At 70.8% G+C, this 26,123-nt stretch carries 26 protein-coding genes; 6 read left to right on the top strand and 20 right to left on the bottom strand.

All coding sequences use genetic code 11. The annotated features are described in order from the left end of the window. Positions 1-16: 16 nt before the first annotated feature. Positions 17-1,174 (top strand): TDT family transporter, encoded by a 1,158-nt coding sequence (locus tag ACFRU2_RS21530; RefSeq protein ID WP_382974330.1) that lies wholly within the window; start codon positions 17-19, stop codon positions 1,172-1,174. Here ACFRU2_RS21530 and ACFRU2_RS21525 read toward each other — a convergent pair. Together ACFRU2_RS21525 and ACFRU2_RS21520 are read right to left on the bottom strand one after the other, a co-directional pair. Beyond that, on the bottom strand, positions 1,171-1,893 hold the full coding sequence (locus ACFRU2_RS21525; protein ID WP_382974327.1) for a helical backbone metal receptor: 723 nt from the start codon (positions 1,891-1,893) through the stop codon (positions 1,171-1,173). The genes ACFRU2_RS21530 and ACFRU2_RS21525 overlap by 4 nt on opposite strands. Before the next feature lie 4 nt (positions 1,894-1,897). Continuing rightward, a complete protein-coding gene (locus tag ACFRU2_RS21520) occupies positions 1,898-2,551 on the bottom strand; it encodes a helix-turn-helix domain-containing protein (RefSeq protein WP_382974324.1) in 654 nt (217 codons plus the stop codon). 214 nt (positions 2,552-2,765) lie between these two features. Between ACFRU2_RS21520 and ACFRU2_RS21515 the strand changes: the two genes are divergently transcribed. The 4 genes from ACFRU2_RS21515 to ACFRU2_RS21500 all read left to right on the top strand — a co-directional run bounded on the left by ACFRU2_RS21515 (position 2,766) and on the right by ACFRU2_RS21500 (position 7,445). Then, positions 2,766-3,671, top strand: coding sequence for a 5'-3' exonuclease H3TH domain-containing protein (locus ACFRU2_RS21515; protein ID WP_382974642.1), 906 nt, complete (start codon positions 2,766-2,768; stop codon positions 3,669-3,671). 61 nt (positions 3,672-3,732) lie between these two features. Continuing rightward, entirely contained in the window at positions 3,733-4,581 is an 849-nt protein-coding gene (locus ACFRU2_RS21510) for a siderophore-interacting protein (RefSeq protein WP_382974321.1), read from the top strand. Positions 4,582-4,875: 294 nt separating this feature from the next. Next, complete coding sequence (locus ACFRU2_RS21505; RefSeq protein ID WP_382974319.1) at positions 4,876-6,420, top strand: serine hydrolase; 1,545 nt, start codon at positions 4,876-4,878, stop codon at positions 6,418-6,420. Positions 6,421-6,473: 53 nt separating this feature from the next. Then, positions 6,474-7,445: a pseudouridine synthase gene (locus tag ACFRU2_RS21500; protein WP_382974317.1), complete on the top strand. Its 972-nt coding sequence runs from the start codon at positions 6,474-6,476 to the stop codon at positions 7,443-7,445. Positions 7,446-7,460: 15 nt separating this feature from the next. Here the strand turns inward: ACFRU2_RS21500 and ACFRU2_RS21495 are convergent, their stop codons facing one another. The 13 genes from ACFRU2_RS21495 to ACFRU2_RS21435 form a co-directional block, all read right to left on the bottom strand. Further along, positions 7,461-8,111 (bottom strand): helix-turn-helix domain-containing protein, encoded by a 651-nt coding sequence (locus ACFRU2_RS21495; RefSeq protein WP_382974314.1) that lies wholly within the window; start codon positions 8,109-8,111, stop codon positions 7,461-7,463. Between the two features lie 90 nt (positions 8,112-8,201). Continuing rightward, positions 8,202-11,039 (bottom strand): DEAD/DEAH box helicase, encoded by a 2,838-nt coding sequence (locus ACFRU2_RS21490; RefSeq protein WP_382974313.1) that lies wholly within the window; start codon positions 11,037-11,039, stop codon positions 8,202-8,204. A gap of 65 nt (positions 11,040-11,104) precedes the next feature. Next, positions 11,105-12,055: a diacylglycerol kinase gene (locus ACFRU2_RS21485; RefSeq protein WP_382974310.1), complete on the bottom strand. Its 951-nt coding sequence runs from the start codon at positions 12,053-12,055 to the stop codon at positions 11,105-11,107. Positions 12,056-12,092: 37 nt separating this feature from the next. Then, on the bottom strand, positions 12,093-13,058 hold the full coding sequence (gene tatC, locus ACFRU2_RS21480; RefSeq protein ID WP_382974307.1) for a twin-arginine translocase subunit TatC: 966 nt from the start codon (positions 13,056-13,058) through the stop codon (positions 12,093-12,095). Positions 13,059-13,119: 61 nt separating this feature from the next. Continuing rightward, a complete protein-coding gene (gene tatA / locus ACFRU2_RS21475; protein ID WP_243334040.1) occupies positions 13,120-13,419 on the bottom strand; it encodes a Sec-independent protein translocase subunit TatA in 300 nt (99 codons plus the stop codon). A 169-nt stretch (positions 13,420-13,588) separates the two neighbouring features. Next, positions 13,589-13,789 carry a hypothetical protein gene (locus ACFRU2_RS21470; protein ID WP_250740369.1) on the bottom strand — a complete coding sequence of 67 codons (201 nt, stop codon included), beginning with the start codon at positions 13,787-13,789 and terminating at the stop codon, positions 13,589-13,591. A 26-nt stretch (positions 13,790-13,815) separates the two neighbouring features. Next, positions 13,816-14,028 (bottom strand): hypothetical protein, encoded by a 213-nt coding sequence (locus ACFRU2_RS21465; RefSeq protein WP_356507732.1) that lies wholly within the window; start codon positions 14,026-14,028, stop codon positions 13,816-13,818. 23 nt (positions 14,029-14,051) lie between these two features. Continuing rightward, the gene (locus tag ACFRU2_RS21460; protein ID WP_382974303.1) at positions 14,052-15,065 is read right to left on the bottom strand and encodes a helix-turn-helix transcriptional regulator; all 1,014 of its coding nucleotides are present in this window, start codon (positions 15,063-15,065) and stop codon (positions 14,052-14,054) included. A 92-nt stretch (positions 15,066-15,157) separates the two neighbouring features. Continuing rightward, positions 15,158-16,120, bottom strand: coding sequence for a helix-turn-helix transcriptional regulator (locus tag ACFRU2_RS21455; protein ID WP_382974300.1), 963 nt, complete (start codon positions 16,118-16,120; stop codon positions 15,158-15,160). A gap of 171 nt (positions 16,121-16,291) precedes the next feature. Beyond that, positions 16,292-16,669 carry an FKBP-type peptidyl-prolyl cis-trans isomerase gene (locus ACFRU2_RS21450; RefSeq protein ID WP_250740366.1) on the bottom strand — a complete coding sequence of 126 codons (378 nt, stop codon included), beginning with the start codon at positions 16,667-16,669 and terminating at the stop codon, positions 16,292-16,294. Positions 16,670-16,719: 50 nt separating this feature from the next. Continuing rightward, positions 16,720-17,658, bottom strand: a complete 939-nt coding sequence (locus ACFRU2_RS21445) for an FKBP-type peptidyl-prolyl cis-trans isomerase (RefSeq protein WP_382974299.1) — start codon at positions 17,656-17,658, stop codon at positions 16,720-16,722. Positions 17,659-17,784: 126 nt separating this feature from the next. After that, positions 17,785-19,146, bottom strand: coding sequence for a Pup--protein ligase (pafA, locus tag ACFRU2_RS21440; protein WP_371615091.1), 1,362 nt, complete (start codon positions 19,144-19,146; stop codon positions 17,785-17,787). A gap of 135 nt (positions 19,147-19,281) precedes the next feature. Beyond that, positions 19,282-20,580: an MFS transporter gene (locus tag ACFRU2_RS21435; RefSeq protein ID WP_382974295.1), complete on the bottom strand. Its 1,299-nt coding sequence runs from the start codon at positions 20,578-20,580 to the stop codon at positions 19,282-19,284. A gap of 143 nt (positions 20,581-20,723) precedes the next feature. Between ACFRU2_RS21435 and ACFRU2_RS21430 the strand changes: the two genes are divergently transcribed. Then, positions 20,724-21,734 (top strand): LacI family DNA-binding transcriptional regulator, encoded by a 1,011-nt coding sequence (locus tag ACFRU2_RS21430; RefSeq protein WP_382974293.1) that lies wholly within the window; start codon positions 20,724-20,726, stop codon positions 21,732-21,734. 67 nt (positions 21,735-21,801) lie between these two features. Here the strand turns inward: ACFRU2_RS21430 and prcA are convergent, their stop codons facing one another. The 5 genes from prcA to dop all read right to left on the bottom strand — a co-directional run bounded on the left by prcA (position 21,802) and on the right by dop (position 25,960). After that, positions 21,802-22,566 carry a proteasome subunit alpha gene (gene prcA / locus ACFRU2_RS21425; RefSeq protein WP_254384775.1) on the bottom strand — a complete coding sequence of 255 codons (765 nt, stop codon included), beginning with the start codon at positions 22,564-22,566 and terminating at the stop codon, positions 21,802-21,804. 50 nt (positions 22,567-22,616) lie between these two features. Next, positions 22,617-23,456, bottom strand: coding sequence for a proteasome subunit beta (gene prcB / locus ACFRU2_RS21420; RefSeq protein ID WP_382974290.1), 840 nt, complete (start codon positions 23,454-23,456; stop codon positions 22,617-22,619). After that, positions 23,408-23,884 carry an endonuclease VII domain-containing protein gene (locus tag ACFRU2_RS21415; protein ID WP_382974287.1) on the bottom strand — a complete coding sequence of 159 codons (477 nt, stop codon included), beginning with the start codon at positions 23,882-23,884 and terminating at the stop codon, positions 23,408-23,410. The genes prcB and ACFRU2_RS21415 overlap by 49 nt, the downstream gene beginning before the upstream one ends. Before the next feature lie 157 nt (positions 23,885-24,041). Beyond that, positions 24,042-24,254, bottom strand: a complete 213-nt coding sequence (locus ACFRU2_RS21410; RefSeq protein WP_133898495.1) for a ubiquitin-like protein Pup — start codon at positions 24,252-24,254, stop codon at positions 24,042-24,044. A 194-nt stretch (positions 24,255-24,448) separates the two neighbouring features. After that, entirely contained in the window at positions 24,449-25,960 is a 1,512-nt protein-coding gene (dop, locus tag ACFRU2_RS21405; protein WP_250740358.1) for a depupylase/deamidase Dop, read from the bottom strand. Positions 25,961-26,123: the final 163 nt, after the last annotated feature.

Raw genomic sequence — 26,123 nt, 5'->3', positions numbered from 1 at the left:
GCGTGATGCTGGACCCATGGCCACCACCCTCGTACGCCCCGGCCCCACCACCCCTGGGACCCCCACCGCCCCCACCGGCCCTGCACCCCTCGGCGCCGGCACCCACAAGGCACCTTCCCTGCGGCACCTCGGCCCCAACTGGTACGCCTCCGTCATGGGCACGGCGATCATCGCCAATGCCGGCGCGACCCTCCCGTACCAGCTCCCCGGCCAGCGCGTGGTCTGCCAGATCTTCTGGGTGCTGGCCGCCACCGCCCTCGCGGTCCTGCTGACCGCCCGGGCCGGCCACTGGCTCCACCACCGCGACCAGGCCCGCACCCACCTCCTGGACCCCGCCGTGGCCCCCTTCTACGGCTGCCTCTCGATGGCCCTGCTGGCCGTCGGCGGCGGGGCGCTCATCGTGGGCAAGGACCTCATCGGCCTCCCCGCCGCCATCGCCGTGGACACGGTCCTGTTCACCGCAGGCACCGCGATAGGCCTCCTCGCGGCCGTGGCCGTCCCCTACTTGATGGTGGTGCGGCACAAGGTCGAGGCCCACCAGGCCACCCCCGTCTGGCTGCTCCCGGTGGTCGCGCCCATGGTCTCCGCCGCGCTCGGCCCCCTGCTCATCCCCCATCTCCCCGCCGGCCAGGCCCGCGAGGCCATGCTGCTCGGCTGCTACGCGATGTTCGGCCTCAGCCTGCTCGCCACCCTGCTGCTGCTCCCCCTGATCTTCGGCCGGCTGATCGTCAGTGGCCCCCTGCCCCTGGCCCTCACCCCGACCCTGTTCCTGGTCCTGGGCCCCCTCGGCCAGTCCACCACCGCCGTGAACTCCCTCGCGGACATGGCTCCCGAGTCGAACGCCGGCGCCTACTCCGGCGCCTTCTCCGCCTTCGCGGTCGTCTACGGCGTCCCCGTGATGGGATTCGCCCTGATGTGGCTGGCGCTGGCCGCGGCGATGCTGCTGCGGGCCGCCCGGGACGGCATGGGGTTCGCCATGACCTGGTGGGCGCTGACCTTCCCCGTCGGCACCTGCGTCACCGGCGCCGCCGGACTGGCCCGGCACACCGGCCTCACCGCCTTCTCCTGGCTGGCCGCGGCCCTCTTCCTGGCCCTGCTGACCGCCTGGCTGCTGGCCGCGGCGAACACCCTGCGCGGCCTGGCCACCGGCCGCCTGCTGGCCGCGCCCCGCTAGGGGAGCGAGGCCCGCAGGGCCGCCCCCAGCACCTCCGGGGCCGTGGCCAGCGAGGGTCCGTACCAGGTCAGGTGGCGGCCGTCGACGAACGCCGCCGGGATGCCGGGGAAGGCCTCGGGCCCGTCCCCGGGCGTGAACCGGTACGGCTCGTCCGGGAACACCACGAGCTCGCAGCCGGCGGCGGCCAGTTCGGCCGCCGGGATCCTCGGGTACCGCTCCGGATGCCCGGCGTAGGCGTTGCGCACGCCGAGGCGGGCCAGCAGGTCCCCCGCGAAGGTGTCGCGGCCCAGCACCATCCAGGGCCGGCGCCAGACCGGCACGAAGGCCGTCCGCGGCTCTCCGGCCGGCTCTGCGCGGGCCCAGGCGGCCTCCGCTTCCGCCAGCCACCGGGGCCGCTCCAGCCCCATGGCCCCCACCAGCACCCGGTCCAACTCGGTGAACGCCTGCGGGAGGTCCCGTACCTCGGTGACCAGGACCTCCAGCCCGGCTTCCCGCAGCGCCGCCAGGTCCGGGGCCCGGTTCTCCTCCTCGTTGGCGAGGACCAGATCCGGGCGCAGCTCCGCGATCGCCCGTACGTCGGGGTTCTTCGTCCCCCCGATGCGCGCCGCGTCCCCCAGAGCGGCCGGGTGCGTGCACCAGTCGGTCACCCCGACCAGCGCCCCGGGCGCGCTCACGGCCACCGCCTCGGTCAGGGACGGCACCAGCGAAACGACCCGCATCCGGTCAGTGTCCCGGCGAGGGCGGCTCGGAGGTCGCGTGGATGTGTTCGCCGACCGCGACGATCAGGATCCGGGTGTCCTCGGTGACGGCCCGCCAGCGGTGGCGCACCCCGCCGGACAGGAACAGCGCGTCGCCGTTCTCCAGCCGGTACGCCCGCCCCTCGGCCTCCACCTGGCAGGCGCCCGAGACCACGTACATCAGCTCGTCGTTGCGGTGCTGGTACTCGCGGCCCGCGTCCTGGTCCCCCGTGAACTCCAGGGCGTGCAACTGGTGGTGCCCGCGTACGAGGGGCCGTACGCCCGGGACGGGGGTCAGCGCGGAATCGTCGCCGGCCCGTACGAGGTCCACGGTGCGCGCGGTGTCGGAGGCGGCCAGCAGATCGACGGCCGTGGTCTCCAGCGCGTCGGCGACCCGTTCGAGGGACCGCATGCTGGGCCGGGCCCGCTCGTTCTCTATCTGGCTCAGGAAGGGGACCGACAGTCCGCTGCGCGCGGACACCGCGGCGAGGGTCAGGTGCAGGGCCCGGCGCCTCTTGCGCACGGCCACGCCGACCCGGAGCGGTTCCTTGGAGTCCTTGTCCCGGTCCCGCTCCTTGTCGTCCGCGCCGGTCGTCGCGCTGGTGCCGTGCTCGCCGTCGGTGCCGTCCCTGTCGTCCATGGCGGGGCTGCCCTCCCCTTTGTTTCGGTTGGCCCGGCCTTGTTTCGGTTGGCCCGGTCCCTCGCACATCGCACATCGCACATCGGTGTGCTGTAAGCACCTTACGCAGCAACCGGCCCCGGTTTCGCGCTCACGGGCAGAGGAGGCCGTACCTGCGCCACTTTCCGTTTGCCCTCAGTGCATCATCGTGACCGTGACGACGACACGACGCCTGATGCTCCTGGACACCGCTTCCCTCTACTACCGCGCGTACTTCGGCGTGCCGGACTCCGTGAAGGCCCCCGACGGCACTCCGGTCAACGCCGTCCGCGGACTGCTCGACTTCATCGGCCGCCTCGTGCAGGACCACCGGCCCGACGACCTGGTGGCCTGCATGGACGCCGACTGGCGGCCCCACTGGCGGGTGGAGCTGATCCCGTCCTACAAGGCCCACCGGGTCGCGCAGGAGACGGAGAGCGGCCCGGACGTGGAGGAGACCCCGGACACCCTGGCCCCGCAGGTCCCGATCATCGAGGCGGCCCTGGACGCCTTCGGCATCGCCCGGGTGGGGGTCGCCGGGTACGAGGCCGACGACGTGATCGGCACCCTGACCGGCCGCGCCACCGGCCCGGTGGACATCGTCACGGGCGACCGGGACCTGTACCAGCTGGTCGACGACGCGAAGCAGCGCCGCGTGCTGTACCCGCTGAAGGGCGTGGGCACCCTCCAGGTGACCGACGAGGCGTGGCTCCGCGAGAAGTACGGGGTGGACGGCCCCGGATACGCCGACCTGGCGCTGCTGCGCGGGGACCCGAGCGACGGTCTGCCGGGCGTCCCCGGCATCGGCGAGAAGACGGCGGCGAAGCTGCTGGACGCCTACGGGAACCTGGCCGGAATCATCGCGGCGATCGAGGACCCGAAGTCGAAGCTGACCCCCACCCAGCGCAAGCGGCTGGACGAATCGAGGCCCTATCTGGCGGTGGCCCCCAAGGTGGTCCAGGTCGCCTCGGACGTTCCGCTTCCGGCGTTCGACCCGGCGCTTCCGGCCACCCCGGCGCAGCCGGATCTGGTGGCGGCGCTGGCTCACAGGTGGGGCCTGAGTGGAGCCGTTGAACGTCTGGGCAGCGCACTCCGCCCCTGAGGTGCTAACTTAGGTAATCCTAAGCTTCACGGAGTCAGGGTCGGAAAGTCAGGGAGACGTCGTGGCAGAAGGACGCGCCCGCAAGGTCGGCACCGCAGTCGTCGTGCGGACCGAGCGGTTGGGTCCGCACATGGTGCGGATCGTGTTGGGCGGTGCCGGTCTGGCCGGATTCGGTGCGGGCACGTACACCGACCACTACGTGAAACTGCTCTTCGCACCGGACGGCGTCACGTACACCACCCCCTGGGACCTGGACCGGATCCGGGCGGACCACCCCCGCGAGGAGTGGCCGCGCCAGCGCGCCTACACGGTGCGCGCCTGGGACCCGGCCCACCTGGAACTGACCCTCGACTTCGTGGTCCACGGAGACGAAGGACTGGCCGGCCCCTGGGCCGCCCGCGTCCAGCCGGGTGAACTCGTCCGCTTCCTCGGTCCGGGCGGGGCCTACGCCCCGGACCCGGTCGCGGGCTGGCACCTCCTGGTCGGCGACGAGAGCGCCCTGCCGGCAATCGGCGCGGCGATGGAGCGGATGCCCGCCGGGGCACTGGTCCACGCGCTCGTGGAGGTCGAGGGCCCGGACGACGAGCAGAAGATCGCCACTCCCGACGGCATCGTCCCGGTCTGGATCCACCGCGGTTCCCGCCCGATCGGCGAGGCGCTGACCGAGGCCGTCCAGGCCCTGGCCTTCCCCTCCGCCGACGTCCACGCCTTCGTGCACGGCGAGGCCGGCTTCGTCAGATCCCTGCGCCACCACCTGCGCATCGAGCGCGGCATCCCGCGCGAACGCCTGTCGATCTCCGGCTACTGGCGCCTGGGCCAGACGGACGAGGGCTGGCGCGCGATCAAGCGGGACTGGAACGCTGAAGTCGAAGCCGAGCAGGAACGCCCCCTGGCCTCCGCCGCGTCCTGACCCACCACCCCGGGGCCGTCCCCTACCCGCCCTTCGCCCGTTCCCCGGGCTCCGCCCGGACCCGTACGTGCGCTGCGCGGCAAAATCCAGCCCCTCCGGCGTTTGAGGCGCGGGGTCTGGGGCGGAGCCCCAGGGAACGGGCGAAGGGCGGGTAGGGGACGAGCCCACCCCGCCCGCACGGGCACCCCGCGGCGAGCGTCCACCGGGGCACGGGGCGGCCCGGCCACCGGACCCCGGCCGCCGCCGGGCGGCCCACGCGAGGCGCCCTCACCCGTTCAGCGGCACAATGGCCCCATGCGTACGCTCCGCGCATTCACGGCAGCCGGAGCAGCCGCCCTCCTGGCCACGGCCGGGACCGCGACCGCCGCGCCGAGCCCGCCGCCCGCGCCCACCGCCCAGCTCACCGACGCCCAAGTCGACACGGCCGTGCGGCGCCTCGACGCCACCGTCGCCGAGATGATGCGCCGCACCGGGGTCCCCGGCGTCTCCGTCGCCGTCGTCCACGACGACAAGGTGGTCTACCTCAAGGGCTTCGGCGTGCGCCGCGTCGGCGACCCGGCCACGGTGAACCCCGACACCGTCTTCCAGGTGGCCTCGCTCTCCAAGCCGATCTCCTCCACCGTCGCCGCCGGGGTCCTCGAGGACCCCGCCGACTTCGACCGGCACACGGAGCTGCCCGGCTTCGCCCTCAAGGACCCGTGGGTGACCTCCCACGTCAGCACCGCCGACCTGCTCTCCCACCGCAGTGGTCTGCCCGACCACGCCGGCGACCTCCTCGAAGACCTCGGCTACGACCAGGCGTACGTCCTCGACCACCTGCGCCTGGCGCCCCTGGCCCCCTTCCGCGCGAGCTACGCCTACACCAACTTCGGGTTCACCGCCGGCGCCGAGGCGATCGCCCGTTCCCGCGGCACCACCTGGCAGAAGCTCAGCGCCGACACCCTCTTCAAGCCCGCCGCCATGACGCACACCAGCACCGAGTTCCAGGCGTTCGTCGACGCCCCCGACCATGCCGCCACCCACGTGAAGAACGCGGACGGTACCTGGAGCCCCCGCTTCGTCCGCGACCCCGACGCCCAGGCCCCGGCCGGCGGGGTGAGCAGCACCGCCCGCGACATGTCCCGCTGGCTGCGCCTCCAGCTCTCCGGCGGCACCCTCGACGGCAAGCGGATCATCCCCGCCGACACCCTCGCCCGCACCCACCTCCCCGAGATCGTGTCGCAGCCGCCCGCCTCCCCCACCGGCCGCACCGGCTTCTACGGGCTGGGCTGGAACGTCGGCTACGACGACGCGGGCCGCCTGCGCCTGAGCCATTCCGGCGCCTTCGAGCTCGGCGCCAACACCAGCGTCGCCATGCTCCCGCTGGAGAAGCTCGGCATCGTCGTGCTCACCAACGGCGCCCCCGTCGGCCTCCCCGACGCCGTCGCGGCCGACTTCTTCGACACCGCCGAACACGGGAAGGCCACCACCGACTGGCTGGCCCTGACGGGCGCCCTCTACGCCCGGATCAACGCGGAGGGCCGCTCCCCCACCGACTACGCCCACCCGCCCACCGGCGCGAAGCCGGCCGGGGAGGACTCCGCGTACACCGGCACGTACGAGAACCCCTACTACGGCAAGGCGACCGTGGCGGCCACGAGCGAGGGCAAGCTGACGCTGTCCCTCGGGCCGGAGCCGATGGTCTTCCCCCTCAGCCACTACGACGGGGACACCTTCAGCTTCGAGACCGCCGGGGAGAACGCCGTCGGCCGCACCGGGGTGTTCTTCTCCCCCTCCGACCGCACGGTCCGCATCGAGTACCTGGACGCCGACCACCTGGGGACCTTCACCGGCGGCTAGGCCGTCCCTTCCGGATCGCGCCGGGCCTCGGCCGGCCGCATAGCCTGTACCCGGTGAAGCGCAGATCCCACATCCCCGACGCACCCCTGCCCCAGGTCTCCGGCATCGACCCGGTCCGCATGCGGCTGCCCCCCGACCCGGACGGGACCTGGCCGGACCTCGGCTCGTACCTCACGGCACGCTACGAGGGCACGCGCGGCTCCGAGTCCATGGCCCGCCTGCTGCGGGACGGCCGGGTGCTGGGCGTCGGCGGCCGGGTGCTGCGGCCGCAGGACCCGTACGAGCCCGGCGGCTTCCTGTGGTTCCACCGGGACATGCCGCCCGAGCCCGTGGTGCCCTTCCCCATCGGGGTCGTGTACCGCGACGAGCACCTGCTGGTGGCCGACAAGCCGCACTTCCTGGCCACCACCCCGCGCGGCAGCCACGTCTTCCAGACGGCCCTGGCCCGGCTCCGGGTGGAGCACGGCCTGCCCGCGCTGAGCCCCGCGCACCGGCTGGACCGGATGACCGCCGGGCTGGTGCTGTTCAGCATCAGGCCCGAGGACCGGGGCGCCTACCAACTGATGTTCCAGGAGCGGCGGATCCGCAAGGAGTACGAGGCGCTCGCGCCCCACGACCCGGCGGTGGAGTTCCCCCGGACCCTGCGCAGCCACATCGAGAAGGTCCGCGGGGTGATGGCGGCGACGGAGGTCGCGGGCGCCGAGCCCAATGCGGAGACCCTGGCCGAACTCCTCGCGGTCCAGGGGGACATCGCGCGCTACCGGCTGACCCCGCACACCGGGCGCACCCACCAGCTGCGGGTGCACATGAACAGCCTGGGCCTGCCGATCCTGGGCGACCCGGTCTATCCGAGGGTCCGCGATCCGGCGCCCGACGACTACCGGCGCCCGCTCCAGCTCCTGGCCCGCACCCTGGAGTTCACCGATCCCGTCACCGGGATCGCGCACCGCATCGAGAGCGCCCGCAGCCTGCGGGCCTGGGAGGACCGGCCCGGCTGGGAAGCGGGGTCCGAAGACCGCACCTAGACGGCGGGACACCCCCTAACGGTCGGCGCCCGCGATCCGCAGGGCCGCGTCGGCGGTGGCCTCCGCGAAGGCGGCCACCGGGCGCCCCGGATCGGAGCGGTGGATCAGCATGACGCCTTCGATGAGGCCGAAGACGAGGTCGTTGCGGAGCACCAGCCCGGCCCGGTCACCGGCGAGTTCGGCTCCGACGCCCGTACCGTCGAGCAACTCCCGGTAGATGTCCTTGAGTTCCTGGCGCATCCGGCGGAAGCGGGCGAAGCGGGCACCGGCGACCTCCGGCAACAGGTAGAGCGCGCCCAGGTTGTAGGGCCCCCCGCACAGCAGCATCACGTCCGAGCGGCACAGCTCCCAGAGCCGGCGTCCGGCGGGCCGCTCCGTGTCCCGGGCCAGCCGGCGGGCCAGCTCCAGGGAGGGCGCGACCGTGGACTCCAGGAGTTCGGCGAGGAGTTCCTCCTTGCCGCCGAAGTAGTGGTACATCGTGGCCTGGCGCATTCCGGCCCGTTCGGCCACCGCCCGCGTGGTGGTGGCCGCGTACCCCTTGACCGTGAACAACTCGGCCGCCGCGTAGAGGAGTTCCTCGCGCGGCGGCCGCCCGCTCGCCGGCCTCAGCTGATCGGCGCGCGGCCGACCGACCCGTCTCGGCCCCTCGTCCGTTCCCCCAGTCATGTTCCGATTTTCTCACGGGGACACGCCGAAGCGATCATGGCAAGAGGTGAGATCCGGCCACGATCACTTCTGGAGGAAGCTACAAATCGGCTAGCCCACCGAACTGTAGGCCACCACACCACGCAGCAGCGCGTCCACCGCCTTGCGGGCATTGCGGGCCACCGTGCTGCCGCCCTCGGACGAGGAGGGCGCCGCGGCGGCCACCTGCCCCAGCACGTCGATGACCTGCTTGCACCAGCGCACGAAGTCACCCGCCGGCATCTCCGCCTCGCGCAGCACCTCGTCCAGACTCTTGTCGGAGGCCCACTGGTACACCGCCCACGCGAAGCCGAGGTCCGGCTCGCGCTGGCCCACACCCTCCGCCTGATTGATGCCGTGCTCCTCCTCCAGCGCGTCGAGCCGGCCCCAGATGTGGACCATCTCGCCGAGCGCGGCCTTCGCCGCGCCGCCCGGCACCTTCGGCGCCACCGCGTCGTCGGACTGCCGCGCCTCGAAGACCAGCGCCGAAATGCAGGCGGCCAGTTCGGCCGGGCTCAGCCCCTCCCAGACACCGGCCCGCAGGCACTCCGACGCCAGCAGGTCGAGCTCTCCGTAGAGCCGCGCGAGCCGCCGCCCGTGCGGGGTCACCTCGTCCTCGCGCAGGTAGTCCAGATCCGTCAGCAGCGCGTGGATCCGGTCGAAGGTGCGGGCGATGGTGTTCGTCCGGCCCTCGATGCGCTGCTCCAGCTGCCGCGTGTCCCGCTGCAGCCGGTGGTAGCGCTCCGCCCAACGGGCGTGGTCCTCGCGCTCGTCGCAGCCGTGACACGGGTGCGCCCGCAGCGCGGTGCGCAGCCTCGTGATCTCCCGGTCGTCGGCCGCGGCCGCCCGCCCGCGGGGTGCCCGAGCAGGCCTGAAGTCGCCGGCCTTGGTCCTCAGTTGCGAAGCCAGGTCCCGACGGGACTGCGGAGAGCGGGCATTGAAGGTCTTGGGGATCCGCATCCGGTCGAGGGGCTCCACCGGCACGGGGAAGTCGATCGCGGCGAGCCGCTTGACCTGCCGCTCCGAGGTGAGCACCAGCGGGCGCGGACCCTCGGTGTACTCGTGCCCGCGGTGCCCGTTGGAACGCCCGGCCGGCACCCCCGGATCCAGCACCAGCGCCAAACCAGCGAACTTGCCCGTCGGCACGTGGATGATGTCGCCCGGCTTGAGCTTCTCCAGCGAGGTGGCCGCCTGCGCCCGCCGCTGGGCCGCACCCTGCTTGGCCAGGTCGTTCTCGCGGTCCTTGAGGTCGCGGCGCAGCCGCGCGTACTCCTCGAAGTTCCCCAGGTGGCAGGTCATGCCCTCCCGGTAACCGTCCAGGCCCTCCTCGTTGCGCTGCACCTGCCGGGAGATCCCGACGACCGAGCGGTCGGCCTGGAACTGCGCGAAGGAGGTCTCCAGCAGCTCACGCGACCGGTGCCGCCCGAACTGCTGGACCAGGTTGACGGCCATGTTGTACGAGGGCTTGAAGCTGGAGCGCAGCGGATACGTACGGGTACCCGCGAGCCCGGCCAGGCCCGCCGGGTCCATGCCCCGCTGCCACAGCACCACCGCGTGGCCCTCGACGTCGATGCCGCGCCGCCCGGCCCGGCCGGTGAGCTGCGTGTACTCGCCGGGGGTGATGTCGGCGTGCTGCTCGCCGTTCCACTTGACGAGCTTCTCCAGGATGACCGTGCGCGCCGGCATGTTGATGCCCAGCGCCAGGGTCTCCGTGGCGAACACGGCCTTCACCAGACCCCGTACGAACAGCTCCTCGACGACTTCCTTGAAGGTGGGCAGCATGCCCGCGTGGTGCGCGGCGATGCCCCGCTCCAGCCCTTCGAGCCACTCGTAGTACCCCAGGACGTGCAGGTCCTCGGTGGGGATGGAGGCGGTCCGCTCCTCCACGATCTCGCGCACCTTGAGCCGCGCGGTGTCGTCGTTGAGCCGCAGGCCCGCGTACAGGCACTGCTGGACGGCGGCCTCGCATCCGGCCCGGCTGAAGATGAAGTTGATGGCGGGCAGCAGCCCGTCGCCGTCCAGCCGGGCGATGACCTCGGGCCGCGAAGGGGTCCAGATCCGGCCGCGGGAGCGCCGCTCGCGCTCGCGGTCGGCCTCGCGGACCATCTTTCCGCGCCGCCGGTCCTTCGGGTTGTACCGGCTGCTGTTCTCCTCGCGCGCCATCCGCAGCAGGTCGGGGTTGACCTCGCGGCGCGCGGAGCCGCGGCCGCCGTGGTCGGACCCCTCCTCGAAGAGGTCGTAGATCCGCCGGCCGGCCATGACGTGCTGCCACAGCGGTACGGGCCGCTCCTCGGAGACGATCACCCGGGTGTCGCCGCGCACGGTGTCGAGCCAGTCGCCGAACTCCTCGGCGTTGGAGACGGTGGCGGACAGCGAGACCAGGGTCACCGACTCGGGGAGGTGGATGATGACTTCCTCCCAGACGGCTCCGCGGAACCGGTCGGAGAGGTAGTGCACCTCGTCCATCACCACGTATCCCAGGCCGTTGAGCGCCTGCGAGCCCGCGTACAGCATGTTGCGGAGCACCTCGGTGGTCATGACGACCACCGGAGCATCGGCGTTGACGCTGTTGTCGCCGGTGAGCAGGCCGACCTTGTCCGCGCCGTAGCGCTTGGCGAGGTCGGCGTACTTCTGGTTCGACAGGGCCTTGATGGGCGTGGTGTAGAAGCACTTGCGGCCCTGCTGGAGGGCCAGGTGCACGGCGAACTCGCCGACGATGGTCTTGCCCGAGCCGGTCGGCGCGGCGACGAGGACGCCCTTGCCGGCCTCCAGTGCCTTGCAGGCCTCGATCTGGTAGGGATCCAGGTCGAATTCGTACATCTCACGGAAAGGCGCCAGGGCCGTGGCCTCTTCGGCGGCGCGGATCCGGGCAGCGGCGTACCGCTCGGCGGGAGAAAGTTCTTCGGTCATCTTGTCTTCGAGCCTACCCGCCGCCTCTGACAACAGTCGCGATCTTTTGCGCGGGCCCGGCGGCCCTACGTCAGGAGCCGCAGGGCCGCCGGGACGCACTGCGCGGTCACCGGGAGGGGGCCCAGCGGCTCGCCGTCCGCGTAGGCGGTGATGCCGGCCGCCTCCAGGGTCACCTTCGCGGCCCGGTGGACGGTGACCTTCGGATGGTCGAGGTGGGTGCCCTTGTAGACCCGGGGGAAGACCTTCAGCAGCGTGGTGCGGGTGCAGTCGCCGACGACTATGACGTCGAACAGCCCGTCGTCGGGCACCGCGTCCGCGCAGATGCGCATGCCGCCGCCGTAGGAGGAGCCGTTGCCGACGGCCACCAGCGTGGCCTCGGTCTCCAGGACCCGGCCGCCGTCCAGGGTGATCCGGTACGGGAAGGGCCGGAAGGCGGCGAGTTCCAGGGCCATCGCCAGGTCGTACTTGAACCGGCCGAGCGGCAGCCGCATCCGGTTGCCCCGGTCGTTGACCCGCGAATCGAAGCCGGAGCACAGCACGGTCCCGTACCAGGTGCCGCCGGCACCGTCCCGGGCCCCGGCGCCTTCCCCGGCGCCTTCCCCGGCGCCTTCCCCTGCCCCGGCCACCCGGCCGAGGTCGATCTCGCGGACCCGGCCCTCCTTGAGCGCCTCGGCGGCCAGCCGGCCCGCCCGCGCGGGTTCCCGTACGGGCAGTCCCATCGCGCGCGCGAAATCGTTCCCGGTGCCCACCGCGACCACCCCGAGCGGCACCAGCGTGCCCGCGAGCGCCTGGAGCGCGAGGGAGACCATCCCGTCCCCGCCGACCGCGATCACCGCTCCGGTGCCCTCGCGCACCGCGGTGCGCAGCCGCGCCAGGGCGTCGGGGGCGTCGCCTCCGACGACGGTCCGCACCGAGAAGCCGGCCTCACGAAGCGCGGAAGCGGCCGGCTGCGCTGCGTGCGCGGCCCGGCCGCTTCCTGCGGTGGGATTGACGAAGAGGGTGATCTCAGCACTCACCCGCGGGAATGTACCCGCCCATGCGGACCCGCGTCGATCAGGTGGCGTCGTCGTAGCCGTTGATCCGCTGGCGTCCGCCGTCGGCCTGCTCGGGCAGGGCACCCGGAGCCGCCACGGGCTCGACCGCGCCCACCGCCGCCGGGGTCAGGTCCACCTCGGAGGCCTCGTCGTCGTCGAGACCCGCGTCGGGGTTGTTCCGCGCCCGCCGGCGGTCGTTGAGGTAACAGACCAGGAGGGCGATGAAGTAGAGGGCGACGATCGGCGCGGCCAGCGCCAGCATCGTCAGCGGGTCACCGGTGGGCGTCGCGAACGCCGCGAAGACCGTGATGCCCAGCACCATGGCCCGCCACCAGCTCGCCAGCCGCTTCGCGGTCAGCACCCCGGTGACGTTGAGCAGGATCAGCAGCAGCGGCAGCTCGAAGGCCAGGCCGAAGACCACGACCATGCGCGTGATCAGGTCGAGGTAGTCGTCGACCGGCAGCAGGTTGCTCGCGTTCTCGGGGGTGAACTCCAGCAGGATCACCGCGGTCTGCGGCAGGACCTTGTACGCCAGGACCGCACCGGCGCCGAACAGCGGTGCGCCGACCCCCACGAAGGCCACGGCGTACTTCTTCTCGTGGTTGTGCAGGCCCGGGGCCACGAAGGCCCACAGCTGGTACAGCCACACCGGCGCGGAGAGCACGAGACCCGCGGTGAGCGAGACCTTCAGGGCGATGGAGAACGGCGCGATGAGGCCGTTCACCGTCATCGCGGCGCAGGCCTTCCCGTTGCGCTGCGTGACCACGCCGTTGGTGCAGCCGACGGAGTCCAGGATCGGCTTCATCATGAAGTCGATGAGGTCCTTGTAGAAGAACGCGGCCACGATCGTGATCACGAGGATCGCAAGGACGGCCTTCAGCAGCCGGTTTCTCAGCTCACGCAGGTGCTCGACGAGAGGCATCCGCCCTTCGGCGTCCTTTGCCTTCTGGTCCTGCTTCTCCTGCTTGCGGGCAGACTTGAGCAACCCACGTCCCTTGTCTCGTTGCAGTTGACTGGTACGAGCGCGACCGGCGAGCCGGCCGCGGTCAGCCCTGCGTGGTGTGGTTGGGCTCGTTCACGGGGCGGGCGCTGGTGACGTCGCCGGGCGACGCCTGGATCGTGCGCGGGGCCGTGGCCTGCTGCTGGGGGGCCGGGTCGGCGACGGAAGCGGCGGTGGCGGCGTCCTCCGCCTCCCCCTCCTTCTTCATCGCCTTCGCCTCGCTCTTGAGGATGCGGGCGGACTTGCCGAGCGAGCGGGCCATGTCGGGAAGCTTCTTGGCACCGAACAGCAGGAAGATCACGGCGACGATCAGGAGGATCTCGAGGGGCTTCAGGTTGCCGATCATGTGTGTCTTCCTTCTCACCGAAACGGCTGGTTGTGGTAGTCAAGACGGCCCGACCGAGATCGGTAAGCCGTTCTGACAAGGATCGTAACCCCCGGGGGTTAACGCCGGGCAATGCCCCGGGGCATCACCGCTTGCGTGGTCAGACAGTACGACGGTTGCCCGACGATGGCTATGGCCGCACGGAGCGCCCGGCCCTGGCCAGGCCCGTCGCGGCCCGCTCCAGGTCGGCGGAGGCCTCCGAAATCCGCCGCCCGGCGTCCGCGACCTGGACGGACAGCCTGCGCACCTCCACGAAGACCCGCACGGCGAGCACCCCGAGGACGGCGAGCCCGAGGAAACCCAGAGCGATTGCGAACATCGGCCACAGCATGCGACGAGCCTAGGCCACCGCGCGGCTCACACGCTGCGCAGGGTGCTCACGCCGCCACCGGTCAGCAGTTCCACGATGCGCTCACCGGCCGGCTTGCGGACCGGAGCCCCGCACTCGGGACAGGTGAAGGAGTAGAAGGTCGTACGCCGGCTGCCGCCGATGGCCAGCCGCAGGGCTCCCGCATCCAGCTCGAAGCGGGCCCGGCAGTCGGGACAGGACGCCTTGAACGCGACCGACATCGCGCGGATCCCCCCTCGGCCCCTCAGCCCCGTTCCCCGCCGGTGCCGCTCCCGGCAGCCACGTCCACGGCCGCGCCGCCCTCGTACGCGGCGAGCGCCTCCCGCGCCGCCCGGCGGGCACTGTCCGCCAGCTCCACGGGGGCCACGATCCGCCCCTCGCGGCCCAGCCGCAGCGCCAGACGCCGCAGCGAGCCCGGGTCAGGGGTGCGCAAGGTGATCCGCAGGCCGCCCTCGGGCAGCTCCTCGGCACTGTCGTGCGGGTAGTACTCGGCCACCCAGCGCCCGCCGGGACCGACCTCCACCACGACCTCCGGGTCCTCGGCGGCCGGCTGGACCAGCCCCTCGGACAGATCACGGGGCTCGATGGCGGGCGGGTCCGACCGCTCGTCGAGCAACCGGATCTCGGCCACCCGGTCCAGCCGGAAGGTCCGCCGGGCCTCGGAGAGGTGGCACCACCCCTCCATGTAGGTGTGCCCCACGGCGAACAGCCGGATCGGGTCGACCTTGCGTTCGGTGAGCTCGTCGCGCGCGGGCGAGTAGTAGCGCAGCCACAGCCGGCGCTGCTCGGCGATGGCCCGGTCCACATCGGCGAAGACCCCGCCCTCGGACTCGAAGGTCACCGACAGCCGGGAACTGGCCCCGGCCACCTCCCCCGCGGCCGCCTCCAGCTTGGCGGTGGCCCGCAGCAGCGCCTGGCGGTCCCCCTCGCGCAGCCCGGGCAGCGTCGCCACCGCTCTGGCGGCCACCAGCAGCGCCGTCGCCTCGTCGGCGGCCAGCCGCAGCGGCTCGGCGGTGGACTCCCCCGAGGCATCGGGGTTGCGCCACCAGATGCGCTCCCCGTCGGTGTCGATGTCGAGCAGGTCACCGCCCCGGAAACTGGTCCCGCACATGGGCAGCACGTCGAGGTCCGAGATCAGCTCGTCCTCGGTGATCCCGAAGGCCCGGGCCACGTCCGCGATGTGCGCACCCGGGCGCTCGCGCAGGTAGGTCACCAGGGACAGCATCCGGCGCGTCTGGTCGATGGCGTTGGCAGCCATGCTGGTACGTCTCCCCCTCAGGGCGTTGCTCGATGTTCTTGCCCGGTCCACCCGCTCCCGCGCGGCTCCCGCACGGGTCCCGCGCGGCCGGATCAGCCCTTGGCCACGGCCCGCAGCCGGTCCACCACGTCGGCCCGCAGATCGGCCGGCTCCAGCACCACGACATCGGGGCCGAACTCCACCAGCCAGGCGTCCAGCCCGTGCCCGTACGGGATCTCCAGCTCGTCCCAGCCCTCGCCGCCGGCCCCCTCGCGCACCGCCGTGGCCTTGGACCGCAGCGGATAACCCGCCCCCGCCCGCAGCCGGATCAGCGCGGAACGCTCCGCGCTCTCCCCGGCCCAGCGCGCCACGGTCTCCCGTACGGTCACCACGTCCGGGACCTCGGCGGTGTACTTGGCCGCCCGCGAGCGGACCTTGCCCGTGATCCGGGAGAGCCGGAACACGCGCTCCGCCCCGCGGTCGCGGTCGAAGCCCGCCAGGTACCAGTGGCCGCGCCAGCACTCCAGGGCCCACGGCTCCACCTGCCGGGTCTCGGGACGGGCCGCGGTGGACTTTCGGTAGTCGAAGACCACCGGACGCCGATCGCGGCAGGCCAGCATCAGCGGCTCGAAGGCCGCCTCGTGCACCGGGATCCGCGGCTCGATGGCACTGTGCTGGCCCTCGTACGGATCCGAGGCCTCCGGCATGCCGCCGGCGCGCAGCTTCTGCAGGGCGCCACTGGCCGCCCCGGCGAGCCGCGCCTGCTGCCAGACCTTGGCGGCGAGCCCCAGGGCCGCGGCCTCCTCGGCGTCCAGCGCCACGGGCGGCAGCCGGTTGGAATCGCGGCGGGCCAGATAGCCGGTGTCGCCGTCCAGGTTCTCGACGGTCTCGATGACCAGCCCGAGCTCCCGCAGATCATCCTTGTCCCGCTCGAACATGCGGTTGAAGGACTCGTCGTTCCCGGCTTCCATGTAGGCCTCGATGGAACCGCGCAGTTCCCGCTTGCTGAGCGGCCGACGCGTCCCCAGCAGACACAGCGCCAGATTCATCAGCCGCTCGGCCTTGGCAATCGCCATCGACGCCCATCCGCCCTTCCAGACCTTCGAGTCGTGTCCCCGGTACACCCTCGTGACCGCTGACCGTACCGCCCCGACGGTCCTGGGCAAAAGCGAGGGCCCCTGCCTTCACGACAGGGGCCCCGCACGCCTCACGGCGTCACATCACAGCGTCACATCGCCGGGAACCGATCAGGCGCCCATCAGGTCGCACACGAAGATCAGCGTCTCGCCCGGCTTGATCGCGCCACCGGCGCCACGGTCGCCGTAGGCGAGGTGGGCCGGGATGACCAGCTTGCGACGGCCGCCGACCTTCATGCCCTGGATGCCGGTGTCCCAGCCGGAGATGACCTGGCCGACACCGAGCTGGAACTGCAGCGGCGCGCCGCGGCCCCAGGAGGCGTCGAACTCTTCACCGGTCGAGTAGGCCACGCCCACGTAGTGAACGGAGACCCGGGAACCGGCCTTGGCCTCGGCGCCCTCGCCCTCCCAGATGTCCTCGATCACGAGGTCCGCCGGGACCGGGAAATCGGGGAAGTCGATCTCGGGCTTCTCGAGCTTGTCGCTCACGGAACTGCTCCTCAAAAACTTACGAACAGGGGGGTACAACCCGGACAGTCTTACACCACGGCCAGGATGTCGAGGCTGAACACCAGCGTCGAGTTGGCCGGGATGGTGCCCTGCTCCTTGTCACCGAAGCCCTGGTCCGGCGGGATGACCAGCAGGATGCGGCTGCCGGCCTTCTTGCCGACGATCCCGTCCTTCAGACCCTTGACCGACAGCTCCGCCAGCGGCCACGTCACCGACTGGTCGGAGGTGTAGGTGCTCTCGAAGGTCTTGTCGTCCTTCCACGTCTTGCCGTGGAACTTGACCACCACGCTGTCGGTGTCCTTCACGACCGCGCCGTCGCCCTCCAGGACGTAGTTCGACACGAGCTTCGTCGGCGCCGCACCGTCCTTCGGGACGGTCACGGAGACCTCCTTGCCGTCCGTGTTCGTACCGACCTTCGGCAGGGCGGCGTCCGTCTGCGGGACCTCCTTGCCCGTGGCGGAAACCGGAACGGAGGTGGCCTTGACGATGTCCACGACGAAGACCAGCGTGGCGTTCGCCTTGATCTTCTCGCCCGAGCCCTGCTCGCCGTAACCGAGGTCCGGCGGAATCACGAGCTCCAGCCGGCTGCCGACCTTCTTGCCCTCGAGGCCCTGGTCCCAGCCCTTGATGACCTGGCCGGCGCCGATGGTCACGTCGAACGGCTTGCCCTTGCCGAAGCTCTGGTCGAACGGCTCCTTGCCGTCCCAGACCTGGCCCAGGTAGTTGACCTGGGCGATGTCGCCCTTCTTCAGCGCCGGGCCGTCACCCTCGCTGATGGTCACCACCTTCAGTTCCTTCGGCGGGGTACCCGCCCCCTTCGCCAGGGTGGGGGTCTCACCGAACTTGGCACCCTTCGTGATCGCGGGCGCCCCGTTCTTCATCTCGGCGGAGTCGGAGCCGCTGTCGCCACAGGCCGCTGTCGACAGCAGCAGAAGGGGTACGACAAGCAGGCCGGCAAGTCGGCGCACGTGTTCCTCAGATCTCAGACGGCACATAGGTCGTCGCCACTCTAAGGCGTGGACAGGGCCCCGTACGAGATCCGTACGAGGCCCTGGCCAAGATCAGTGCGATGTCACACGGCGCCAAGCACCGCCCTACATCCCCGCGATCAGCTTCTCCACCCGGTCGTCCACCGACCGGAACGGGTCCTTGCACAGCACCGTGCGCTGCGCCTGGTCGTTCAGCTTCAGATGCACCCAGTCGACCGTGAAGTCCCGCCGCTGCTCCTGCGCACGACGGATGAAATCACCCCGCAACCGCGCCCTCGTCGTCTGCGGAGGCACCGACTTGCCCTCGAAGATCTTGAGGTCGTTGCAGATCCGCGCCGCCTGCCCCTTGCGCTCCAGCAGGTAGTACAGCCCGCGCCTGCGGTGGATGTCGTGATACGCGAGGTCTATCTGAGCCACCCGCGGATTCGACATCGTCATGTTGTGCTTCGCCCGGTACCGCTCGATCAGCTGGTACTTCATCACCCAGTCGATCTCGGTCCCGATCCGGTCCAGATCCTCCGCCTCGATCGCGTCCAGCGTCCGGCCCCACAGCTCCAGCACCTGGTCCACGACACCCTCACGGATGCCCCGGCGCTCCGCGAAGTCCACCGCCTTGTCGTAGTACTCCCGCTGGATCTCCAGCGCGGAAGCCTCCCGACCACTCGCGAGCCGCACCTTGCGCTGACCCGTGATGTCGTGACTGACCTCCCGGATCGCCCGGATCGGGTTCTCCAGCGTCAGGTCCCGCATCACCGTGCCCGCCTCGATCATGCGCAGCACCAGATCGGTCGCCCCGACCTTCAGCAGCATGGTCGTCTCGGACATGTTCGAGTCGCCCACGATCACGTGCAGACGCCGGTAACGCTCCGCGTCCGCGTGCGGCTCGTCCCGGGTGTTGATGATCGGCCGCGAACGGGTCGTCGCCGAACTGACACCCTCCCAGATGTGCTCGGCCCGCTGACTCACGCAGTAGACCGCACCCCGAGGCGTCTGCAGCACCTTGCCCGCACCGCAGATCAGCTGCCGCGTGACGAGGAACGGGATCAGAATGTCCGCCAGCCGGGAGAATTCCCCGTGCCGGGCCACCAGGTAGTTCTCATGGCAGCCGTACGAGTTTCCCGCCGAGTCGGTGTTGTTCTTGAACAGATAGACGTCGCCCGCGATTCCCTCCTCGTGCAGGCGGCGTTCGGCGTCGACGAGCAGGCCTTCGAGAATGCGCTCGCCGGCCTTGTCGTGGGTGACCAGTTCGATCAGGTTGTCGCATTCGGGAGTTGCATACTCCGGATGCGAACCCACGTCGAGGTAGAGGCGGGCGCCGTTCCGCAGGAAGACATTGCTACTGCGGCCCCATGACACAACACGGCGGAAGAGGTAGCGCGCCACTTCGTCAGGAGACAGTCGGCGCTGTCCCCTGAACGTGCACGTGACGCCGTACTCGTTCTCCAGCCCGAAAATGCGGCGGTCCATGACTGAACATTACGCCTTCTGCTCTGTTCTGAAACCGAGTTCGCAGGCGCCGTTTCGATCATTTTCCCGAGAGACCACCCCACCGACCGCCCGCCGGCCGCCCCTCACCCGCCCCCCACCCGCACGCAGGCCCGCCTAAGACCCCGTCACCGACGCCTCCGCAGAGCCCTCCAACGGCCCCGCCGCACCCGCCGCGGACCCCGCCGCCTCACCCGGCACGGACCCCGCCACCGACCCCGCCACCGCACGGCTCGCACCCGGACGCGCCAGCACCCGCTGAGTCACCGTCAGCACCAGCAACGCCGCGGCCCCCGCCACGCTCGCCACCGCGAACCCCGCCGCCGTACCCCCCGCCTCCACCGAAGGACCCGCCGCAGCCGTACCGATCGCCGCACCCACCCCGAAGAACGTCACCAGCCACGAGAACGCCTCCGTCACCGTGCCCACCGGAGCATGCCGGTCCACCACGATGAACGCACACGCCAGAGCCGGCGCCAGGAACACCCCCGCCAACGCCGCGAACCCCGTCATCGCCACCACACCCGGCACCAGCATCAACGGCAGGTAACACACCGCCAGCAACGCCACCAGCAAACGCAGCCGCCGCTCCGGCGCACCCGCCCACTGCCGCGCCCCGTACAGCACACCACCGAACAGCGCACCCAGACCCAGCGCCGCCATCAGCCAGCCGTACACCGCCTGACCACCGTGCTCGTCCGCGTACGCCACACCCGCCACCGTGATCGACCCCAGCGCCGTCCCCACGAAGAAGAACGCCCCCAGCAACGCCAGCAGACCCGGCGAGCGCAACGCCCCCAGCCAGTGCGCCTCCCGCGGCTCCGAACGCCACGTACGCGAAGGCTCCGACACCACGACCGACAGCGCCCCCAGCACCCCGATCCCGTTGATCACCAGCAGCGCCGCCGCCGGATCCCACAGCGCCACGCACAAGGTCACCAGCAGCGGCCCCACCGTGAACATGACCTCCTGGGCCACCGCGTCCATCGCGTACGCCGCGTGGACCCGCTCCTCCTTGCCGCCCAGCACACTCGGCCACAGCGCCCGCAGCCCGCCCTCCAGCGGAGGCGTGAAGAGCCCCGCGATCACCACCGCCGCATACGCAACCGCCACCGACCCGGTACCGGCCAGCGCCAGCCACACCATGCCCAGCGCCGACACCACCGCCGCCGGCAGCTGCACCCGCGGCTGCCCGAACAGGTCCACCGCCCGCCCCAGCAACGGCTGCCCCACCGCGTTCGACACCCCGTACGCGGCCGCGAGCGCACCCGCCAGGCTGTAGCTGCCACCCTCCGCCCGGGTGAACAGCACGATCGCGATCGGCCCCGTCCCGTTCGGCAGCCGGCCTATGAGCGTGCCCACCAGCAGCCTCGCGGCATGCCGGGTCCTGAGCAGCTCCGCGTAACCCGCGGCCATGTCCGCCCCCTTCTGCCCGGAACCAGCCGGGAGTACCAAGTAATACGTATAACGTGACCGGTCATACGTACCATGACCACAGTCGGACGGTCCACCCAACCGACACCCACACCCCCCGTGACCTCGCACTACAGGAGCACCGTGTGACGAGACCCACCAGCCGCGACGTGGCCACCGCCGCCGGAGTCTCCCAGGCCACCGTCTCCCTCGTCCTCGGCGACAAATGGCGCGGCCGCGTCTCAGAACGCACCGCCGACCACGTCCGCCACACCGCCACCGAACTCGGCTACCGCCCCAACCTCGCCGCCCGCAACCTCCGCCTCGGCTCCACCCGCACCGCCCTCCTCGTCGTCCCCGCCCTCACCAACGAATTCTTCGCCCGCGTCTACACCGGCGCCGCCCGCATCGCCGCCGAACACGGCTTCGGCGTCGTCCTCTACCCCTCCCCCGACGGCACCGGCCCCGCCCGCGACCCCTTCGCCTCCGCCCGCGCCGCCCTCGACGGAGTCATCGCCTCCTCCATGGCCGCCGACGCCCTCCACGCCCTCGGCGGCGACACCCTCCCCCTCGTCATGCTCGACAGCGACCCCACCGCCGACACCGCCGACGCCCACGTCAACCTCGCCATCGCCGACGGCATGCGCCAAACCGCCGAACACCTCCTCACCCACGGCCACCACCGCTTCCTCCACCTCGCCTCGGCCATCGACTCCTGGACCTTCGACGTCCGCGCGAACGCCCTGGCCGCCCTCCTGCCGCCCGGCACCGAGCTCCGCACCGTACGGGCCGACCTCAGCGTGGAAGCCGCCCGTACGGCCATGGAAGCCGCCCTGGACACCCCCGCGGACCGCCGCCCCACCGCCGTCGTCTGCGACGACGACATCCTCGCCGCCGGCGCCTGCAAAGCCGCCCGCCGCCTCGGCCTGCGCATCCCCGAAGACCTCTCCGTCACCGGCTTCGACGACCTCGCCCTCGCCACCGCCGTCGAACCGGAACTCACCACCGTCCACCTCCCCGCCGAACGCGTCGGCGAACAGGGCATGACCGCCCTCCTCGCCGTCCTCGAAGGCAGCCCAGGCAACCTCCTGCCCCCGGTCGACATCCCCGTCCACCTCGTCGTCCGCGACTCCACGGGCCCGGCGCCCACCTCCTGACCCCGGACACGCGAAAGCGCCCCCGACCCGAAGGCCAGGGGCGCTCACACCGCACAGCGGACTTGCTCTACTCGGCTTCCTCTTCGGGAGCCTCGTCGTTCGACACGGCATCCGCCTGAGCGGCCGCCGGAACGTCCGCCTCCAGCAGCCGCGACAGCTGCCGGCCACGGATCCGCTTGAACTTGCGCTGCTGAGCCCGCGTACGGTCCAGCACCGCCACCTCCAGCCGCTCCGCCGGAATCGACTTGTCGGTCCCGTTCGCCTGGCTCGACAGCGCCTGCACCGCCAGCTTCAGCGCCTCGGACAGGGTCATCCCGTCCTGGTGCCGCTGGTCGAGGTAGGTACTGATCTGCTCGGCGTTGCCGCCGACCGCCACCGAACCGTGCTCGTCGACGATCGAACCGTCGTGCGGCAGCCGGTAGATCTGGTCACCGGCAGCGGTCGCCCCGACCTCGGCGACGACCAACTCCACCTCGTACGGCTTCTCCCCCGCACTCGAGAAGATCGTGCCGAGCGTCTGCGCGTAGACGTTCGCCAGCCCACGGGCCGTCACATCGTCACGGTCGTAGGTGTATCCGCGCAGATCCGCGTACCGCACACCGCCGATCCGCAGGTTCTCGTACTCGTTGTACTTGCCGGCGGCCGCGAAGCCGATCCGGTCGTAGATCTCGCTGAACTTGTGCAGCGCACGGGACGGGTTCTCACCGACGAACACGATGCCGTCGGCGTACTGGATCACAACAAGGCTGCGACCGCGGGCGATGCCCTTGCGGGCGTATTCCGCCCGGTCGGCCATGGCCTGCTGGGGTGACACATAGAACGGAGTCGACACCGGCTTTCCGTCCCTTTCTTCTGGACGACGAGGAGGTCAGAGCGGGCTGGTCACAGCAGAGCGGCGCGCGGACCGTCGGGCTGCTCCAGCCGACGGTTCGTGATCTTGCGGGCCAGCTCCGAGGACTCCTCGTCGGTCAGCCTGCGGAATCCCTCGTCGGTCATGACGGTGACGATGGGGTAGATGTGGCGGTAGAGGTCCGGACCGCCGGTGGCCGAGTCGTCGTCGGCAGCGTCGTACAACGCCTGCACGACGAGCGTCGTGGCCTCCTCCTCCGTCAGCTTCGAGTGGTACAGCTTCTTCATCGATCCCCGGGCGAAGATCGAGCCCGAACCGGTGGCGGCGAAGCCGTGCTCCTCCGAGCGGCCGCCGGTCACGTCGTACGAGAAGATCCGGCCCTTCTCCTTGGCCTCGTCGTACCCCGCGAAGAGCGGCACGACGGCCAGCCCCTGCATCGCCATCCCGAGGTTGCTCCGGATCATGGTGGAGAGCCGGTTCGCCTTGCCTTCGAGGGAGAGGGTCGCCCCCTCCACCTTCTCGAAGTGCTCCAGCTCCAGCTGGAACAGCTTCACCATCTCCACGGCCAGACCGGCGGTGCCGGCGATGCCGACGGCGGAGTACTCGTCCGCCGGGAACACCTTCTCGATGTCCCGCTGCGCGATCATGTTCCCCATGGTCGCCCGCCGGTCACCGGCGAGGACCACCCCGCCGGGGAAGGTGGCAGCCACGATGGTCGTCCCGTGCGGCGCCTCGATGACCCCGTCGGGCAGCTTCCGGTTGCCCGGGAGCATCTCGGGCTGGTGCGCGCCCAAGAAGTCCATGAAGGACGACGACCCCGGCGTCAGGAAGGCTGCCGGTAGACGCCCTGTGCCACGATTGTTGGCTTCCACGCGTGTCCCTCCAAGTATGAGACGACCCGACGAGCAGCGTCGGGATCGTCACCCAACTTGCCGATGGCCGTATTGCAGTTGAAGCACAGTACGCCTCGGACCTTACCCGTCGCGTGGCAGTGATCCACATGTACGGCCGGGGCCTTTAGGCAGATACAGCAGACGCCACCTTGCGCCGCGATCATCTCGTCTCGATCGGCTTCAGTCATGCCGTACGCGCGCTTCAGATGACCCGCTCGACCCTCAGCCGCGCGACACACCTTGCATCGCGTCGACAGGCCGTCCGGAGCCGTCGCATTCCGATGCCATTCCGAATGGGGCTTGACCTCGCCGCAGCGAAGGCAAACCTTGTGCCCTTCCGGCACTTCTACCCGGGGCCGAACCTTCCGGCCTTGGGCAATCTGGCGGTCACGGTGATAGTGGGCCATGCAATCGCGGCATTCACGTTGCAGGCCATCCAGGTTCGACCGCTTGATTGCGAAGGCTGTACGCGGCCGTTCCTCGCCGCACCGCGTACAACGCTTCGCATCCGACCCTCCGAGCACCCACCCCACCCTTCACCTTCGATTCGAAGGTCAAATGGCCTTACTGCCCACCTTTTTGAACGAAGGAGCGCACGAAATCCTCGGCATTCTCCTCCAAGACATCGTCAATCTCGTCAAGTACGGAGTCGACGTCGTCGGAGAGCTTTTCCTGTCGCTCCTTGAGGTCGGTCGATTCTTCGACCGCGGCCTCCTCGACCTCCTCGGTCGAGCGCTGCGCCTTCTGCTGTCCGCCGCCGGTGTCCTTGGTCGCCATGTCTAGCTCACCCCGCTCGGTTCGCACGCTCACGTGAAAGACCCCGCGAATTCGGGATCCCTCAAGATCAGACTCTACGTCGGACCCTACAAGGAGGGCCCGACATCCGTCCCGGTACTTTCATAACGTCCGGGTGTCTTCATGATTCCCGGGCCGGAGGCCTTTCAGCCCCCGCCCGGGGGGCCGGAAAGGGCCTACCGCCCCGACAGCACCCGGACCAGGTCCTCCGCCGTGCGACAGCGGTCCAGGAGCTCCTTCACATGGGCCCGGGTGCCCCGCAGGGGTTCCAGGGTCGGGACGCGCTGGAGGGAGTCGTGGCCCGGCAGATCGAAGATCACCGAGTCCCACGAGGCCGCCGCCACATCGTCCGCGTACTGCTCCAGGCACCGCCCCCGGAAGTACGCCCGGGTGTCCTCCGGCGGCTTGCTCTGCGCCCGCTCCACCGCCGGCTCCTCCAGCAGCCGCTTCATCTTGCCGCGGGCCACCAGGCGGTTGTACAGCCCCTTCTCGGGCCGTACGTCCGCGTACTGGAGGTCCACCAGGTGCAGGCGGGCCGCGTCCCAGCCGAGGCCGTCCCGGCGGCGGTAGCCCTCGAGGATCTCCCGCTTGGCGATCCAGTCGAGCTCCCCCGACAGGCTCATCGGGTCGGTTTCCAGCCGGCCCAGCACGTCCTCCCAGCGGGCCAGCACATCCTTGGTCTGCTCGTCCGCGTCGGAGCCGAAACGCTCCTCCACGTACTTCCTGGCCAGCTCGTAGTACTCCATCTGAAGCTGTACGGCGGTCAGCGTCCGCCCGCTGCGCAGCGTGATGAGGTGCTGGAGGTCGGGGTCGTGGGAGACCTGGTGGAGGGTGCGTACGGGCTGGTCCACGGCGAGGTCGACGTTGATGTAGCCGTCTTCGATCATGGACAGGACGAGCGCGGTGGTGCCGAGCTTGAGGTAGGTGGAGATCTCGGAGAGGTTGGCGTCTCCGATGATCACGTGGAGCCGGCGGTACTTCTCGGCGTCGGAGTGCGGTTCGTCCCGGGTGTTGATGATGGGGCGCTTGAGGGTGGTCTCGAGGCCGACCTCGACTTCGAAGTAGTCGGCGCGCTGGCTGATCTGGAAGCCGTGTTCGCGGCCGTCCTGGCCGATGCCCACGCGGCCGGCACCGGTGAAGACGAGGCGGGAGACGAAGAAGGGGGTGAGGTGGCGCACGATGTCCGAGAAGGGGGTTTCCCGCTTCATCAGGTAGTTCTCGTGCGTGCCGTAGGAGGCGCCCTTGTTGTCGGTGTTGTTCTTGTAGAGGTGGATGGGCTGGGCCCCGGGGAGCTGGGCGGCCCTGACGGCTGCTTCGGCCATGATCCGCTCGCCGGCCTTGTCCCAGAGGACGGCGTCGAGCGGGTTGGTGATCTCCGGGGAGCTGTATTCGGGGTGTGCGTGGTCGACGTAGAGGCGTGCGCCGTTGGTGAGGATGACGTTGGCGAGGCCGATGTCCTCGTCGGTGAGCTGGCTGTTGTCGGCGGCCTCGCGGGCGAGGTCGAAGCCGCGGGCGTCCCGCAGCGGGTTCTCTTCCTCGAAGTCCCAGCGGGCGCGTCGCGCCCGGTGCATCGCCGCCGCGTAGGCGTTGACGATCTGGGACGAGGTGAGCATGGCATTGGCGTTCGGGTGCCCCGGGACGGAGATCCCGTACTCCGTCTCGATCCCCATTACTCGCCGTACGGTCATGCGGCCCTCCTTGCCCGGCGGCGCTCCCGTTCGGGAGCGGCGCTCAAGTACCGCTGGTGCTCCGGTGCGTCATGTGCGGTGCCCGTCCCCGCACTGCGCGACCTGCGGTATGGAAGAGCCTAGAACCACTCCGCGCTGGTGGGGAGATCATTTCAGTCATTGA

Origin of the sequence: Streptomyces sp. NPDC056883 (assembly GCF_042788835.1) — a bacterium.
Taxonomy (GTDB): Bacteria; Actinomycetota; Actinomycetes; order Streptomycetales; family Streptomycetaceae; genus Streptomyces; species Streptomyces stoeckheimensis.
This window is presented reverse-complemented; position numbering and strand designations above follow the sequence as displayed.